Origin of the sequence: Rhodococcus sp. PML026 (assembly GCF_000963615.1) — a bacterium.
Classification (GTDB): domain Bacteria; phylum Actinomycetota; class Actinomycetes; order Mycobacteriales; family Mycobacteriaceae; genus Rhodococcoides; species Rhodococcoides fascians.
In genome coordinates this window covers 397,003-411,986 of the sequence record NZ_KQ031376.1, presented here as the reverse complement: position 1 = coordinate 411,986, position 14,984 = coordinate 397,003, and the positions used below count along the sequence as shown (strand labels likewise).

Sequence of the window (14,984 nt, the reverse complement as noted above, 5' to 3'; positions counted from 1 at the left end):
GTAGAAGGACTTCGGTTGCCGTCACGCGTTCGGCGACCCACCCGCAAGCTATCTGTGGAAGGACCTGCCCATGGCCAACGAGGCCACTTCGACCGCTGGTTCGTCTCGTGCGAACCCGCCGGTCTCGTCTCCCGCAGCCACCCGTCGCGCCGTCTACAACACACTGCGTGGGTCGTCGGGCAACCTCGTCGAGTGGTACGACGTGTACGTCTACACCGTCTTCGCGACGTATTTCGAGAATCAGTTCTTCGATTCGGCGGACAAGAATTCGACCATCTACGTCTACGGGATCTTCGCGGTCACGTTCCTGATGCGTCCGGTCGGTTCGTGGTTCTTCGGACGCTACGCAGACCGGAACGGCCGCCGAGCCGCACTGACATTCAGCGTCTCGCTGATGGCGGCCTGCTCGATGGTCATTGCGTTCACCCCCGGCCGGGAGAGCATCGGTGTATGGGCCGCAGTCATTCTGATCTTGTGCCGTCTGGTGCAGGGCTTCGCCACCGGTGGTGAGTACGGAGCGTCGGCGACGTACATGTCCGAGGCCGCCACTCGTGAGCGTCGCGGATTCTTCTCCTCGTTCCAGTACGTCACGCTGATCGGCGGCCACGTTCTGGCGCAGGTCACGCTGCTGCTCATGCAGGTCTTCTTCGAGCGGGAGCAGATCGAGGACTTCGGTTGGCGCATAGCGTTCTTCATCGGTGGCGTCGCCGCAGTGGTCGTCTTCTGGCTGCGCCGCAGCATGGACGAGTCCCTGACGAAGGATCAGCTCGAGGCAGTTCGTAGCGGTGCCGATCAGGCGTCCGGATCTCTCAAGGAATTGGTCGGAAAGCACTGGCGCGCTCTGCTGATCTGTTTCATGGTGACCGCCGGTGGCACCATCGCGTTCTACACCTACAGCGTCAATGCACCCTCGATGATCAAGGCAGCGTACGAGGACCGCGGAATGACCGGGACCTGGATCAACCTGTTCGGGCTGATCTTCCTGATGTTGCTGCAGCCCATCGGCGGCTTGATCAGCGACAAGGTGGGACGCAAGCCTCTGCTGGTCTTCTTCGGCGTCGGCGGCGTGCTCTACACCTACGTGCTCATCACGTATCTGCCGTCGGCGACGTCGGTGGTGCAGTCACTGGCGCTGGTCTGCGTCGGCTACGTCATCCTCACCGGCTACACCTCGATCAACGCGATCGTCAAAGCCGAATTGTTCCCCTCGCACATTCGCGCCTTGGGAGTCGGCCTCGGGTACGCGCTGGCGAACTCCGCGTTCGGCGGTACCGCTCCGTTGATCTACCAGGCAGCGAAGAACGGTGGGCACGTCGGGTGGTTCATTCTGTACGTGACCGTCGTCATCGGCATCTCGCTCCTGGTGTACATCTTCGTGCTGCGGAACAAGACCGAGACCGTCCTCGACAGGGAGCAGGGCAAGGCCTTCGCGTGACCTGTGACGACTTACAGTGAGTGACATGCTCCGGCCCGCTGCGTTGTTCTCTCGAAGAACAGCTCTGCGGGCCGGTGTCGTTTCGCTGACCGCGGTGGCCATGGGAGCCTGCGCCACGGACCCACCGATGCAACTGCGCCTGGCGGCGGGCGAGGTGGGCGGCTTCTTCTGGGAGTTCTCCGGCCTGCTGTCCGACGCGGCTGCCGGACTGTCGGAGGTCGAGGTCGTGCCGCTCACGACATCCGGTTCCCTGGACAACCTCGACGCGTTGATCTCCGGTCGTGCCGAACTGGCGATGACGCTGATCGACGCCGCATACAGCCACCCGAGTACCGACCTGGCCGCGGTCGGATGCGTCTACGAGAACTACTTCCAGGTCGCTGTGCGGGCCGATTCGACCATCGTGGCCGCGAGTGATCTGCGGGGCCGGCGAGTGAGTACCGGCGCGCCCGGATCGGGGGCGACGGTTCTCTCGCATCGGATCCTGGACGCGGCCGGAGTCTCGGGACCGGATGCAGTTCGTGAAGTTCAATTGTCGATGAGTTCCGCCGCGACCGCGTTGTCCGACAACGAGATCGACGCGGTGATGTGGGCGGGTGGATTGCCGACCCCGGCTTTCGCCGACCCGCGTAGCGAGATCCGGTTGCTCGAACTGGGCAGTCTCGTTCCGAACCTGCGTCGGGCGTTCGGCACCGCGTACGAGGCGGTCCCGGTTCCGGCGAACGTGTACGGCTCGCACCCGGAGGTGACGACCGTCGGAATTCCGAATCTGCTGTTGGCCCACCCCGATGTGCCGAACCGAGTTGTCGCCGCACTGGTGAGCGTTCTGCTCGACCGATCGTCGGCCCTGGTTCCCGGGCAAGCGATCGGCAGCCAATTTCTCGACGCACGCTCACTGGTCATGACGGGCGGTATTCCTCTGCACCCCGGGGCCGAAGAGGAATACCGCGCTCGACACGGTTAGACGGCGGGCACTACCAGCTCACAACCTCGCTGCGAGTCGGTGGTACGCCGCATTCCATCGGAGAGTCTGCTGGAACCCACGCGTCGTGGTGCCGGAATCGATGGCGAGCAGCTCGACACCGATCATGTCCGAGAATGCTTCCAGCACAGGCAGACCGATAGCGGTGCTCAACACCGTGTGGTGGGGTGCGCCTGCGGTCAACCACGATTCGGCCGACACCGACAGCGAGGGCTGCGGTTCCCACACTGCGCATGCCACGGGTAGTTTCGGCAGCGCCTCGTCGGGTTCGACCACGTCGATCACGTTGGCCGTCAATCGGAATCGTTCACCGACGTCGGACAGTCCGACGACGACACCGTGCCCCGGATCGGCGGTGAATCGCAGCCGCACCGGATCCTCGCGGCCGCCGATCGAGAGTGGATGAATTTCCAATGTGGGGCGAGACGTCGTGATGGACGGGCACACCTCCAGCATGTGTGCACCGAGGATCTTCTCCTCACCGGGGACGAGGTGGTAGGTGTAGTCCTCCATGAAGGACGTACCGCCCTCCAGTCCCTCGGCCATGACCTTCATGCCGCGCAACAACATCGACGTCTTCCAGTCGCCCTCGCCGCCGAAGCCGTAACCGTCGGCCATCAGTCGCTGCACCGCCAATCCCGGCAACTGACGCAGGCCGCCGAGGTCCTCGAAATTGGTGGTGAACGCCTTGAACCCGCCGTCGGTGAGGAACTGCCGCATTCCCGCTTCGACGCGTGCGCCGTAGCGGAGGGAGTCGTGCCGATCCCCGTCCTTGTCGAGGCTCGGTGCGATGTCGTAGAGCGACCGATACTCGTCGACGAGTTCCGAGACGGCAGACTCGCTGACGCTGTCGACCACGTCCACGAGATCGTTGACGCCGTAGGTGTTCACGGAGACGCCGAACCGCAGCTGCGCCTCCACCTTGTCGCCCTCGGTGACCGCGACGTCGCGCATGTTGTCGCCGAAGCGGGCCAGTTTCAGCGAACGCAGTTCTGCCCGGCCGAGTGCCGCGCGCGCCCACTGCTCCGCCCGCGTCCGTACCGACGGATTGTCGACGTGGCCCGCGATGGTGGTGCGCAGTACGCCGACCCTGGACTCGATGTGCCCGAACTCGCGATCACCGTGCGCAGCCTGGTTCAGATTCATGAACTCCATGTCGATCGTGGACCAGGGCAACGACATTCCGGCCTGCGTGTGCAGATGCAGCAGTGGCACATCGAGCGCGTCCAGGCCTGCGATCCACATCTTGGCCGGCGAGAAAGTGTGCATCCAGGTGACGACGCCGATGCAGTCCTCGGCGGCGTTGGCCTCGCGCATGCACCGCAGGATCGCGGACGCGTCGAGCAGCACCGGCTTCCAGACGACGGATACCGGCAGTGCGCCGTCGAGTTTGTCTGCGATCTCCCGTGATTGGACTGCCACCTGCTCGAGCGTCTCGGGACCGTAGAGGCCTTGACTGCCGGTGAGAAACCATACTTCGGACATGGAGAATGTACCTTCCGTGGAAAAATGTGGCGCTGATCAGCGCTGGCCGTAGACGTTCTGGTAGCGGTCGTAGAGTGCGTCGACCGACGCGCGGGGGATGGGAAGTGGTTGTCCCAGTTGATATGACAGGTGCACCGATCGGGCCACGTCCTCGCACATGACCGCCGCTTTCACCGCAGATCGGGCCGACGGGCCAACGGCGAAGACGCCGTGGTTCTGCATGAGTATTGCCGGAGAGCGGCTGTCTGCGAGGGTGTCGACGATGCCGCGCCCGATCGAGTCGTCGCCGATCACGGCGAACGGACCCACCGGAATGTCGCCGCCGAATTCGTCGGCGCACATCGTGGTCACGACCGGAATGGGTTCTCCTCGTGCGGCCCACGCCACCGCGTAGGGCGAATGAGTGTGCACCACACCGTTGATATGGTCGAGGTGCCGATAGACGTAGGCCTGCGCCTCGGTGTCCGAGGACGGCGCGTGGTCTCCTTCGACCACTCGACCGTGCAGATCGCACACCACCATGTTGCCGGGTGTCAGGTCGTCGTAGGAGACGCCGCTCGGCTTGATGACCATGAGGTCTCGACCGGGAACGCGCGCGGACACGTTGCCCGCCGTCCACACGACCAGTCCGTAGCGCACCAGTTCCGCATGCAGTGCGCACACGTCCTTGCGAATCTCCTCGACGACCTCGCGAACATCGTCGACAACTGTCATTTCGCTCCCAGCTTCCTCGTCAGGGCTGCGCGACGCAGTGATCGCAGCCGGCGCATGGTCGGTACGTCCCGACCGAAGCGATCGTGCAGTTCCAGGTAGACCTCGTACAGCGAGTCGTATGCCTTCGACCGGGACTCGTCCGGAACGAATGCACCGCGGCGGACCTTGCCCATCGATTTCGACGCCACCGGCACGTCCGGGTAGCAGCCTGCGGCCACTGCCGCGTGGATGGCGGAGCCCAAGGCGGGGCCCTGTGCGGACGCGATGACGGACAACGGCATTCGTAGCACGTCGGCGTAGATCTGCATCAGCAGTGGGTTGCGGGCCAGCCCTCCCGCCACGACGAATTCGTCGACGGGAACGCCGCTGTCGCGAAACGTCTCGACGATGACGCGGGTACCGAACGCCGTTGCCTCGAGCAGTGCGCGGTAGGTGTCCTCGGGCCGCGTCGCGAGCGTCGATCCGATGACCAGGCCGGACAGTTCGTGATCGACCAGGATCGACCGATTGCCGCTGTGCCAGTCGAGCGCGACCAGACCGTGCTCGCCCACCTCTTGGGCCGACGCGAGCCGCGTCAGGTATTCGTGCACGGACTCGCCTGCGGCAGTTGCCGCTTCGCTGTAGGACGCGGGAACTCCGGTGCGGGTGAACCACCCGAAGATGTCGCCGACCCCGCTCTGGCCGGCCTCGTACCCGTACGACCCCGCGACGATGCCGCCGTCGACGACGCCGCACATACCCGGAACGTCGTTCAACACGGTGGAACTCATGACGTGGCAGGTGGAAGTTCCCATGATGGCGACCATTCGGCCCGACTCGACTGCACCCGCAGCCGGCGCCGTGACGTGAGCGTCCACGTTGCCGACCGCGACGGCGATCCCCTCGGGCAGCCCCGTCCATGCCGCGGCCTCCGCGGTCAACGTGCCTGCACGCGAGCCCAATTCGCCCAGCGGCTGATCGAGTTTGTCGGCCACGAATCCACCGAAACCGGGCGCGAGCTCGGTCAAGAAATCGACGGAAGGGTACTTGCCGTCCTGATATATGCCCTTGTATCCCGCGGTGCAGGCGTTACGCACGTAGTTTCCGCACAATTGCCAGACGATCCAGTCGGCCGCCTCGACCCACCGGTCCATGGCCTCGTAGATCTCGGCGTCCTCCTCGTGAATCTGCAGCGCCTTGGCGAATTCCCATTCCGAGGAGATCAAGCCGCCGTAGCGGGGGAGCCAGCTCTCGCCGCGACGGGCGGCCAGTTCGTTGATGCGGTCGGCCTGCCCCTGCGCCGCATGGTGTTTCCACAGTTTGACGTAGGCGTGTGGGCGATCGACGAACCGCGGGTCTTCGCTGAGCGGCGTACCGTCCGCGTAGGTCGGCACCATGGTGCATGCGGTGAAGTCGGTCCCGATGCCCACCACCTGCTCCGGCTCGATGCCCGCGGCGGCCATCGCAGCGGGGACCGCGCGGCGTAGGACGTCGCGATAGTCGTCCGGCACCTGCAGAGCCCACGCGTCGGGTAGTCGTACGGTACTGCCGGGCAGAGTCTCCTCGAGTACGGCGTGGCGGTATTCGTGTACGGCAGATGCAATTTCGGCACCATCGGACACACGGACGACTACGGCACGGCCGGAGAGAGTGCCGTAGTCCACTCCTACCGTGTAGCGGTCATTGGACATGCGATTCTCCTTGTTGCGGTGCAACGGTTGTGGTCGGTTTCGGTGCAGTGGTGCTGGACGATCGAACGACGAGTTCAGGATCGATGGACGCCTCGGGCGCGGCAGTGTTGTCCAGTGCCGCGCGCAGCACGTCGATCGCCCGTCTGCCGACTTCGGTGAAGTCCTGGCGGACCGTCGTCAGTGGTGGAATCAGGAAAGCAGCCTCGGGGATGTCGTCGAATCCGACGACGGCGAAGTCCTCGGGCACACGGCGGCCGCTCTCGTGGAAGGCGCGCAGCAAGCCGAGGGCCATCTGGTCGTTGGCACAGAACGCGGCCGTGACGGTGTGGTCCTCGGCGAGGCGGAGCCCGTTCTCGTAGCCGCTGCGTGCGGACCAGTCGCCGCGCAGGACCGGTGTCCACGCCAGCCCGGCCTCGTCGAGCGCATCCTGCCACCCTTGTTCACGGCCGCGGGATTCGGTCCATCCCTGCGGTCCTGACAGGTGCACGATGCGTTCGTGACCTGCCTCGATCAGGTGTCGGGTGGCCAACCGAGCACCGCCGACCTGATCGATGCCCACGGTCCAGGTCGAGGTGGTGGGGTCACCTTCGACGACCACGACGGGAACGACGGACTCCTCGGATCGAGCCGCTGCCACAGCGTCGTCGGTGGCGGCGATCAACACGATGCCCTCGACACCCTGGTCGTGCAGGTGATGCAGTGCGCCGACGAGTTCGTCGTGTGTCAGCGTTGCGAGACTGACTGCGCTGACCGAGAATCCGGCATCACGTGCCGCGCTCTGCACGGTGCGATGCGTGGTGCTCGGCCCCCAGAACCCGCCTTTGGAGCCGATGATTCCGATCGACGCGGAGCGCTTGGTGACCAGTGCCCTGGCGGCACGATTGGGACGATAGCCCAGTTGGTCGATGGCATTCTGTACCCGGTCGCGGGTTTCGGGGCGTAAGTTGTTCTGACCGTTGATGACCCGCGAGACCGTCTGATGGGACACCCCGGCCAATCGGGCGACGTCGGTCATGACCGGTGCCTTACCGTCGATCCCTGTGTTGGTCACCTCTTTCTCGCCGTCAGGAGACGTTGGGCGAGAACGAACACCAGGAGCAGCACTCCGATCGTGATTCGCGTCCACCACGAGCTCAGGGTTCCGTCGAAGGCGATGAAAGTCTGTATGGCGCCAAGTATCAGGACTCCCACCAGCGAGCCGAGGACGTACCCGCGCCCGCCGGTGAGCAGCGTTCCGCCGATCACCACCGCGGCGATAGCGTCGAGCTCCATGCCGACGGCGTTGAGGCTGTAGCCCGACAGTGCGTAGAAGGAGAACAGTAGGCCGGCGAGCGCTGCGCAGAATCCGCTGATCGTGTAGACGCCGACTTTCACGGCCGCCACCTTGAGCCCCATCAGCAGCGCGGACGCTTCGTTGCCACCGATGCCGTAGACCGAACGTCCGAAACGAGTGCAGGCCAACACGTATGCAGCAATCGCCACCGTGACCAGCGCGATCACCACGCTCCAGGTGATGGTGTAGCCGCCGGGTAGTTCGATGACGGCGAATGCGATCGAGGAGAACGTGTCGTCGGTGATCGGGATCGACTCGACACCGATCATGTAGCACAGGCCCCGGGCGAGGAACATCCCCGCGAGTGTGGCGACGAACGGCTGAATCTGCAGGTAGTGGATGAGGGCACCCATGACGGTGCCGAGCACGGCACCGCACAGCAACACCACGGCCATGACCAGCAGCGGTGGCCAGCCCAATTGCAGTGTGCGCGCGGCGATCATCGTCGACAGTGCGACGACGGACCCGACGGAGAGATCGATTCCGCCGGTGAGGATGACGAAGGTCATCCCTACCGCGAGGACGATGAGGAACGAGTTGTCGATCAGCAGTGACAGGAACACCTGTGGATCGGCGAAGCCGCTGTAGCGGAATTCGCCGAGTCCGAACAGACCGACGAACAGCGCGAACGTGGCGATGACCGGCAGAAACCGAGACGGTGGGGAGTACCGCTTCACGCGGTCCCAGGTCGAGGGCGCGGTGCTCGGTGCTGCCGCGGTGGTCGTGGGGGGAGCAGTCATGAGGTCGCTCACGGTCGTACCGCCTTGGTGGAGTCGGTGCGGAACCACGTCCGCAGTGATGCGCGGGCTCGTGGTGACTGCAACAGGCAGACCACGATGATGACGACCGCTTTGAACAGGTAGTTGGCCTCGGAGGGGATACCGACATTGGTGATGGTGCGCGTGAGTGTGCCGATGAGCAGGGCACCGACGACGGTGCCCGCGATGGAGAATCGACCACCGGTCAGAGCAGTACCGCCGATGACGACAGCGAGGATCGCGTCGAGCTCGATCCACTGGCCCAGACTGTTCGCGTTCACCGAGTTGGTGTTCGCAGCGATGATCAGACCGGCCATTCCCGAGCACACCGCGGCGAACACGTAGACCGTCCAAACAATCGTCCGCGACTGGACACCGGCCAATCTGCTTGCCTCCGGGTTGATTCCGACGGCTTCGACGAGCATCCCCAGTGCGGTCCGCCGGGTCAACAGTGCGGTTGCCGCCACGACCACGAGAGCGATGATCAGTGCCAGTGGAAGTCCGAGAAGCGTGCCCGACGCGAGCGTGCTGAAGGCCGGGTTGTTGACTGTCGTGATGTTTCCGTCGGTGATCAACATGGCCAGGCCACGTCCGGCGACCATCAGAATGAGCGTCGCGATGATGGGTTGAATCCCGAAGACCGACACCAGAAGGCCGTTCCACAGACCCAGCAGCAGACATGCTCCCAGTGCCCAGACAACAGCCATGATCATCGTCGTGGTGGCACCCTCGTCCGGTGCCGCGACGATGCGAGTACACGCAACGGCGGCAGCGATGACTGCCACTGCGCCCACGGAGAGGTCGATGCCGCGGGTTGCCACCACCAGCGTCATGCCGACGGCCACCAGAATGAGCGGCGCGGAGTTGCGTGCGATATCGACGATGTTTCCGAACAGGCCACCGTTCTCGATTCGAATGTCGAGGAAGTCCGGTGTCACAACGACATTGACGACGATCAGAGCTATCAGAGCCAGCAGCGGCCAGACGACCGGCTGGGCGAGGGCGGCACGTGCGCGAGCGGGCGCGCCGGCCGATGGTTCGAGGGTTTCGGTCATGATGCGACATTCCTGTCGGTGGTCGAAGTGGCGGCCGCGACGGGTTCGTCGGTGCGCACCCCGGCTGCGATGGTGGCGAGCACGTCGCCGACCGACACACCGTCGTTGATACGTTCGTCGATCTTGCGGTGATCTCGCATGACCACGATGCGGTCACTGAGGCGCAGGATCTCTTCGAGCTCGGCGGAGATGAACACCACCGACATTCCGCGCGCGGCCAGGTCGGCCACCTGGGTTTGGATCTGCGCTTTGGCACCGATGTCGATTCCGCGTGTCGGTTCGTCCAGAATCAGAAGTTCGGGTTCGGTGATGAGCCAGCGGGCGAGGAGCACTTTCTGTTGGTTGCCGCCGGACAGGTTGCGCATCAACGCGTTCGGATCGGCGGGCCTGATGTCGAGTGCAGAGATGTACTCCTTGACGAGCTTGGTGCGGGTGGCACGAGGGATGGGACGAAGCCATCCACGCTTGGCCTGCAGCGCGAGCAGCATGTTGTCGGCCACCGTCAGATCGGCCACCACACCGTCGGCCTTGCGATCCTCGCTGGTGAGGGCGATGCGCTGATCGGCGGCCTGGCGTGGACTGCGAATGCGGTGCTTGGTCGCATGCACTTCGATCGATCCCGAGTCCGATCGATCGGCTCCACCGAGCAGGCGAGCAAGCTCGGTACGGCCGGACCCGAGCAGACCTGCGATGCCGACGACCTGTCCCGCATGCAGACGCAGATCGGTTGCTTCCAGTGCGCCCTTGCGTCCAATGCCCAACACCTCCACGACGGGCGTCTGTTCGTCGGAAACCATCACCGGCTCGCGGCTGTCGAGTTCGCGCAAGGTGTCCAGTTCTCGCCCGATCATCAACTCGACCAACTCGAACTGCGGAGTGTCGGCGACCAGGCGCTCGGAGACGAGCTTTCCGTTGCGCAGGATCGTCATTCGGTCGGAGATCCGGTAGATCTGGTCGAGGAAGTGTGACACGAAGACGATCGAGGTTCCGTCTTCCCGCAGCCGCTCGATGACGGAGTACAGGGTTTCGACCTCGTCCTTGTCCAGACTCGAGGTCGGCTCGTCCAGGATGAGGACGCGGGCGTCGACATCGACTGCACGGGCGATGGCGACGAGCTGTTGCACGGCGATCGGATGGTCCCCGAGGACCGACGACGGCTCGATGTCGAGCCCCAGCCGGTCGAGAGTCGTTCTGGCACGGCGGTTCATCGCTCGCGTGTCGATACCGCCGATGGCCCCCAACAGTTTTCCGGGTAGGCGTCGGGGCTCGCGGCCCAGGAGCATGTTCTCTGCGACAGTCAGATTCGGAAGTAGGTTCACTTCCTGGTAGACGGTGCTGATACCTGCAGCCTGGGCCGCGCTCGGCGTCGCGAACTCGTGTTCGGTTCCGTCGATCGTGACCGTTCCGCTGTCGATCGAGTAGACCCCGGTCAGTGCCTTGATCAACGTCGATTTACCGGCACCGTTCTCACCTATCAGCGAATGCACCTCGCCGGGGAAGAGCCGCAACGACACCCCGTCGAGGGCTCGGACGGCACCGAAGGTGATCGAGATGTCTTTCATCTCCACGAGCGGAGTCGGCTCTGTGCTGGTGATCGGCTCCGCGGTGGGAACGGTGTCGGTATGCATGCGTCGACTTTCAGTACTGGCGGTCGGCGAGTACTGCTGCCGCCTGGTCGGGCGTGAAGGTGGTCTCCTCGGTGACGACCCTCTTGGGAACGTCCTCGCCCTTGACGACCTTGTCCGTGAGCTCCATCAGTTGCGGTCCGAGAAGTGGGTTGCACTCGACGATGAAGTCGATCTTCTTGTCCGCCAGTGCTTGCATTCCGTCCTTGACGGCGTCGACGGTGATGATCTTGATGTCTTTTCCGGGTACCAGCCCGGCTGCTTCGATGGCTTGGATTGCGCCCAGGCCCATGTCGTCGTTCTGGGCGAAGACGACGTCGATCTGGCCTCGATTGGAGTTGAGGAACGACTCCATCACCTGCTTGCCGCCGTCACGGGTGAAATCGCCGGTCTGTGACGCGGTGATCGCGATGTTCGACTGGCCGCCGATAGCGTCGCGGAATCCCTCGGCCCGGTCGATGGCGGGAGCGGCTCCGGTGGTTCCCTGCAGCTCGACCACGTTGATCTTGCCGTCGCCGGTGGTGTCCGCAGAGGCGCTGTTCTGCACCAGCCAATCGCCTGCCTTCTTGCCCTCCTCGACGAAATCGGAGCCGAGGAACGTGGCATACAGCGAATCGTCGGTGGTGTCGACGGAGCGGTCGGTGAGGATCACCGGGATGTTCGCGCGCTTGGCTTCCTGGAGGACCGGCTCCCATCCCGTCTCGACGACGGGGCTGAAAGCGATGACGTCGACCTTCTGCTGGATGTAGGTGCGAATCGCCTTGATCTGGTTTTCCTGCTTCTGCTGCGCGTCGGAGAACTTCAACTCCATGCCGGCAGCGCTGGCCGCGTCCTGGATGGAGATGGTGTTGGCCGTGCGCCATCCGCTCTCGGCACCGACCTGGGAAAAGCCCAGCACCGTTGCGCCGTCACCGCCGCCGGACGCGTCGCCGCCGCCTCCGCTACTGCACGCACTCAGGACGATCGCACCACTCAGAATGAGCGCGCTCGCCGCAAAAATTGTCTTCGACGCCATGGTGATCTCCTCAATGTCGCCACTCCACTGTGACGTGTGCAACACAGTGTGAGCGTTAACATCGGGCCGCGTCAAGACTTGAAACGTTTGAATTCCAAAAATTTGTGAGCGTTCACTCAAGCGTGAAGTGCAGAAAATCTCCACTCGATCACGGACCGGTACGTCTGGCCCGGTCGCAGCACCGCAGAGGGAAAGTTCGGGTGATTCGGTGAATCGGGGAACAGCTGGGGTTCGAGTGCGATGCCGTCGCCTTGGCGCAGCATCGAGCCGCGTCGGGACACATCGCTGCCGTTCAGGAAGTTGCCTGTGTACACCTGCACGCCGGGCTGATCGGTCCACAATTCCAGTGCCGTTCGACTGCGCTCGGAGCTCAGGATCGCCGCACGCCGATGCCCCGTACCGTCGACGACGAAGTTGTGGTCCACACCCCGGGCGGTCAGCAACTGCGGATGAGTGGCTCGGGCCAGGTCTCCGACTCGTCCGGGCGTGCGCAGATCCAGCGCGGTGCCGTCGACGGATTCGATGGCACCGGTCGGGATTCCCTCGGTGTCGACCGGGGTGTACGTCGAGGCGAACACCTGCAGGGTGTGATCGTCGATGCCATGGCCATCGAGATCGAAATACGCGTGCGACGTCAGGTTCACCACCGTCGGCGCGGTGGTCGTTGCCGTCGACTCCAGCCGCACGCGATCGGTCGTGACGGAGAACTGGGCCCGCGCACGGACTTCGCCCGGGTAGCCCTGATCGCCGTCGGGGCTGATCAACTCGAACTCGACCGAATCCGGCGATCGGCCGACCACGGTCCAGTGTCGTGAGTCGAAGCCGTCGGTTCCGCCGTGCAGGTGGTTGGTGCCGTCGTTGATCGTCAGTTGCACCGCCTGCCCATCGATCTCGAACCGGCCGTCCTTGATCCGGTTCGCGTACCGGCCGACGGTAGAGCCGAAATAGGCAGTGGACGAACGAAGCTCACGCTCGCCCGCCACGCCGACGAGAACGTCGCGGCGCTCGCCGTCTCCTCCGGTCACCGACATTCGTTGCAGGGTCGCGCCGTAGGGGAGTACCTCGACCTCCACCCCGGGCGAACGTCCGATGGTGATGGTCTCGTTGTGATCGTCGTCGGTGGGCACCGGTCGACGATAGCTCCGGGGAGTGAGATCGGTCCCCGGATTGCTTCGTGCGGCGGGCGACGCACCGTGTATTCGTAGGTGCGCATACTATGGTGTGATGCAGGCCACATCACTGCGCGTTGATCGTCTCGATGAGATGAAAAGAGCTATCGCGCAGGCGATCTCGGTCTGTCGAACGCAGCCGGACACCGTCGAACAGGAGAAATCGTGGCAGACAACAGAGCAGTGACGTACGCCGGACCAGGAAAGGTAGAGGTTCAGGACATCGCTTTTCCGGGCCTGGAATTGACCGATGGCCCCGGCGTGAATCCGGCCAATGTCGGCCGCAAATGCGAACACGGCGTGATCCTGAAGGTCGTCTCGACCAACATCTGCGGCAGCGACCAGCACATGGTCCGTGGACGCACGACGGCACCCGAGGGTCTGGTGTTGGGCCACGAGATCACCGGCGAGATCGTGGAGGTCGGGCGAGACGTCGAATTCTTGAAGGTCGGCGACATCTGCTCGGTACCGTTCAACATTGCTTGCGGACGGTGCCGAAACTGCAAGGAGCGCAAGACCGGCATCTGCCTCAACGTCAACCCGGATCGACCCGGTTCTGCGTTCGGTTACGTGGACATGGGCGGATGGGTGGGCGGCCAGGCCGAGTACGTCATGGCACCGTACGCGGACTTCAATCTGCTGAAGTTCCCCGACCGCGATCAGGCGATGGAGAAGATCCTGGACTTGACCATGCTCTCCGACATCTTCCCGACCGGATATCACGGCGCGGTCACCGCGGGAGTGAAACCCGGTGCGACGGTGTACATCGCGGGTGCGGGCCCGGTCGGTCTGGCGGCCGCGGTCGGCGCACAATTGCTGGGCGCGTCGGTGGTGATCGTCGGCGACATGAACGCCGACAGGCTGGCGCAGGCACGAACGTTCGGCTGCGAGACCGTCGACGTGGGCAAGGGCGCGCCGCAAGATCAGATCGAACAAATCCTCGGTGTCCCGGAGGTCGACGCTGCGGTGGACGCGGTGGGATTCGAGGCTCGCGGCCACGGCGGAGACTCGTCCCACGAAGCACCGGCCACGGTGCTCAATTCGCTGATGGACATCACCACCGCGGGCGGTGGCATCGGAATTCCCGGGCTCTACGTCACCGGCGATCCGGGCGGCGTGGACGAGGCCGCACAACGTGGCGCTCTCTCGCTCAGCCTCGGCACCGGTTGGGCGAAGTCGCTCTCGTTCGCCACCGGGCAGTGCCCGGTGATGAGCTATCACCGAGAACTGATGAATGCCATTCTCAAAGAACGAGTGTCGATTGCGAAGGCGGTGAACGCAACGGTCATCACTCTCGACGACGCACCGCGCGGCTACCGTGAATTCGACAGCGGAGTCGCTCAGAAATTCGTCATCGACCCGCACGGCATGATCGCGAGCTGACACTTTTCGGCCCAGCACTCGTTCGAGCCACCGCCTCGGAACGCGAGGGTGGCTCGAACGAGTGCTGCGCCGAGTCCGGCAGCAGTTCGAGCCACCTATGCTGGGATGATGTTCCTCCTCTTCGGCTTCGGCAGCAAGCGCAAACACGTCGGCCCTGGCGCAACGCGAAACTGCCCGCGGTGCCACAACACGACCCAGTGGGCGAGAATGAAGCAGTACCAGCAATTCACGCTGTTCTTCGTCCCGGTTGCGCGGTGGAAACGCGTCGAATTCGAGGAATGCGGAATCTGCGGGGCCGGGGTGTCGATCTGAACGGGCTCGCGCGCCCGTGACGGTGCGGGCGCGCGAACCATCCGGCAG

Annotated in this window: 13 protein-coding genes; 4 read left to right on the top strand and 9 right to left on the bottom strand. The window is 64.2% G+C overall.

Going from position 1 to position 14,984, the window contains the following annotated elements:
* Positions 1-70 precede the first annotated feature (70 nt).
* Both VF34_RS21455 and VF34_RS21450 read left to right on the top strand, forming a co-directional pair.
* Positions 71-1,435 carry an MFS transporter gene (locus tag VF34_RS21455; protein ID WP_032372988.1) on the top strand — a complete coding sequence of 455 codons (1,365 nt, stop codon included), beginning with the start codon at positions 71-73 and terminating at the stop codon, positions 1,433-1,435.
* A gap of 25 nt (positions 1,436-1,460) precedes the next feature.
* Positions 1,461-2,399: a TAXI family TRAP transporter solute-binding subunit gene (locus VF34_RS21450; RefSeq protein WP_052718704.1), complete on the top strand. Its 939-nt coding sequence runs from the start codon at positions 1,461-1,463 to the stop codon at positions 2,397-2,399.
* Between the two features lie 18 nt (positions 2,400-2,417).
* Here VF34_RS21450 and araA read toward each other — a convergent pair whose 3' ends face one another.
* The 9 genes from araA to VF34_RS21405 all read right to left on the bottom strand — a co-directional run bounded on the left by araA (position 2,418) and on the right by VF34_RS21405 (position 13,199).
* Positions 2,418-3,902 carry an L-arabinose isomerase gene (gene araA, locus VF34_RS21445; RefSeq protein ID WP_032368850.1) on the bottom strand — a complete coding sequence of 495 codons (1,485 nt, stop codon included), beginning with the start codon at positions 3,900-3,902 and terminating at the stop codon, positions 2,418-2,420.
* Between the two features lie 36 nt (positions 3,903-3,938).
* Complete coding sequence (locus VF34_RS21440; RefSeq protein WP_032401214.1) at positions 3,939-4,616, bottom strand: L-ribulose-5-phosphate 4-epimerase; 678 nt, start codon at positions 4,614-4,616, stop codon at positions 3,939-3,941.
* Positions 4,613-6,286: a ribulokinase gene (gene araB, locus VF34_RS21435; protein WP_045842020.1), complete on the bottom strand. Its 1,674-nt coding sequence runs from the start codon at positions 6,284-6,286 to the stop codon at positions 4,613-4,615. Before araB ends, VF34_RS21440 begins: the two co-directional genes overlap by 4 nt.
* Positions 6,276-7,337 carry a LacI family DNA-binding transcriptional regulator gene (locus tag VF34_RS21430; protein ID WP_230591075.1) on the bottom strand — a complete coding sequence of 354 codons (1,062 nt, stop codon included), beginning with the start codon at positions 7,335-7,337 and terminating at the stop codon, positions 6,276-6,278. Before VF34_RS21430 ends, araB begins: the two co-directional genes overlap by 11 nt.
* Entirely contained in the window at positions 7,334-8,359 is a 1,026-nt protein-coding gene (yjfF, locus tag VF34_RS21425) for a galactofuranose ABC transporter, permease protein YjfF (RefSeq protein WP_080729065.1), read from the bottom strand. Before yjfF ends, VF34_RS21430 begins: the two co-directional genes overlap by 4 nt.
* An 8-nt stretch (positions 8,360-8,367) precedes the next feature.
* Positions 8,368-9,432 carry an ABC transporter permease gene (locus tag VF34_RS21420; RefSeq protein ID WP_080729054.1) on the bottom strand — a complete coding sequence of 355 codons (1,065 nt, stop codon included), beginning with the start codon at positions 9,430-9,432 and terminating at the stop codon, positions 8,368-8,370.
* Positions 9,429-11,060 (bottom strand): sugar ABC transporter ATP-binding protein, encoded by a 1,632-nt coding sequence (locus tag VF34_RS21415; protein WP_045842019.1) that lies wholly within the window; start codon positions 11,058-11,060, stop codon positions 9,429-9,431. Before VF34_RS21415 ends, VF34_RS21420 begins: the two co-directional genes overlap by 4 nt.
* Positions 11,061-11,070: 10 nt before the next feature.
* Positions 11,071-12,072 (bottom strand): ABC transporter substrate-binding protein, encoded by a 1,002-nt coding sequence (locus tag VF34_RS21410; RefSeq protein WP_045842118.1) that lies wholly within the window; start codon positions 12,070-12,072, stop codon positions 11,071-11,073.
* A 116-nt stretch (positions 12,073-12,188) separates the two neighbouring features.
* Positions 12,189-13,199, bottom strand: a complete 1,011-nt coding sequence (locus tag VF34_RS21405; RefSeq protein WP_052718703.1) for an aldose epimerase family protein — start codon at positions 13,197-13,199, stop codon at positions 12,189-12,191.
* Between the two features lie 207 nt (positions 13,200-13,406).
* Here VF34_RS21405 and fdhA point away from each other — a divergent pair, with 207 nt between their 5' ends.
* Together fdhA and VF34_RS21395 are read left to right on the top strand one after the other, a co-directional pair.
* Positions 13,407-14,624: a formaldehyde dehydrogenase, glutathione-independent gene (gene fdhA, locus VF34_RS21400; RefSeq protein WP_027496167.1), complete on the top strand. Its 1,218-nt coding sequence runs from the start codon at positions 13,407-13,409 to the stop codon at positions 14,622-14,624.
* Positions 14,625-14,729: 105 nt separating this feature from the next.
* Complete coding sequence (locus VF34_RS21395; RefSeq protein WP_032368853.1) at positions 14,730-14,936, top strand: zinc-ribbon domain-containing protein; 207 nt, start codon at positions 14,730-14,732, stop codon at positions 14,934-14,936.
* Positions 14,937-14,984 lie beyond the last annotated feature (48 nt).

Excerpts from the sequence above, each read along its gene's own strand:
- VF34_RS21415 (WP_045842019.1), bottom strand. The coding sequence starts at position 11,060 with ATGCATACCGACACCGTTCCCACCGCGGAGCCGATCACCAGCACAGAG.
- VF34_RS21395 (WP_032368853.1), top strand. The coding sequence starts at position 14,730 with ATGATGTTCCTCCTCTTCGGCTTCGGCAGCAAGCGCAAACACGTCGGC.
- VF34_RS21440 (WP_032401214.1), bottom strand. The coding sequence starts at position 4,616 with ATGACAGTTGTCGACGATGTTCGCGAGGTCGTCGAGGAGATTCGCAAG.
- yjfF (WP_080729065.1), bottom strand. The coding sequence starts at position 8,359 with ATGACTGCTCCCCCCACGACCACCGCGGCAGCACCGAGCACCGCGCCC.
- VF34_RS21450 (WP_052718704.1), top strand. The coding sequence starts at position 1,461 with ATGCTCCGGCCCGCTGCGTTGTTCTCTCGAAGAACAGCTCTGCGGGCC.
- araA (WP_032368850.1), bottom strand. The coding sequence starts at position 3,902 with ATGTCCGAAGTATGGTTTCTCACCGGCAGTCAAGGCCTCTACGGTCCC.
- araB (WP_045842020.1), bottom strand. The coding sequence starts at position 6,286 with ATGTCCAATGACCGCTACACGGTAGGAGTGGACTACGGCACTCTCTCC.
- VF34_RS21420 (WP_080729054.1), bottom strand. The coding sequence starts at position 9,432 with ATGACCGAAACCCTCGAACCATCGGCCGGCGCGCCCGCTCGCGCACGT.
- VF34_RS21410 (WP_045842118.1), bottom strand. The coding sequence starts at position 12,072 with ATGGCGTCGAAGACAATTTTTGCGGCGAGCGCGCTCATTCTGAGTGGT.
- VF34_RS21455 (WP_032372988.1), top strand. The coding sequence starts at position 71 with ATGGCCAACGAGGCCACTTCGACCGCTGGTTCGTCTCGTGCGAACCCG.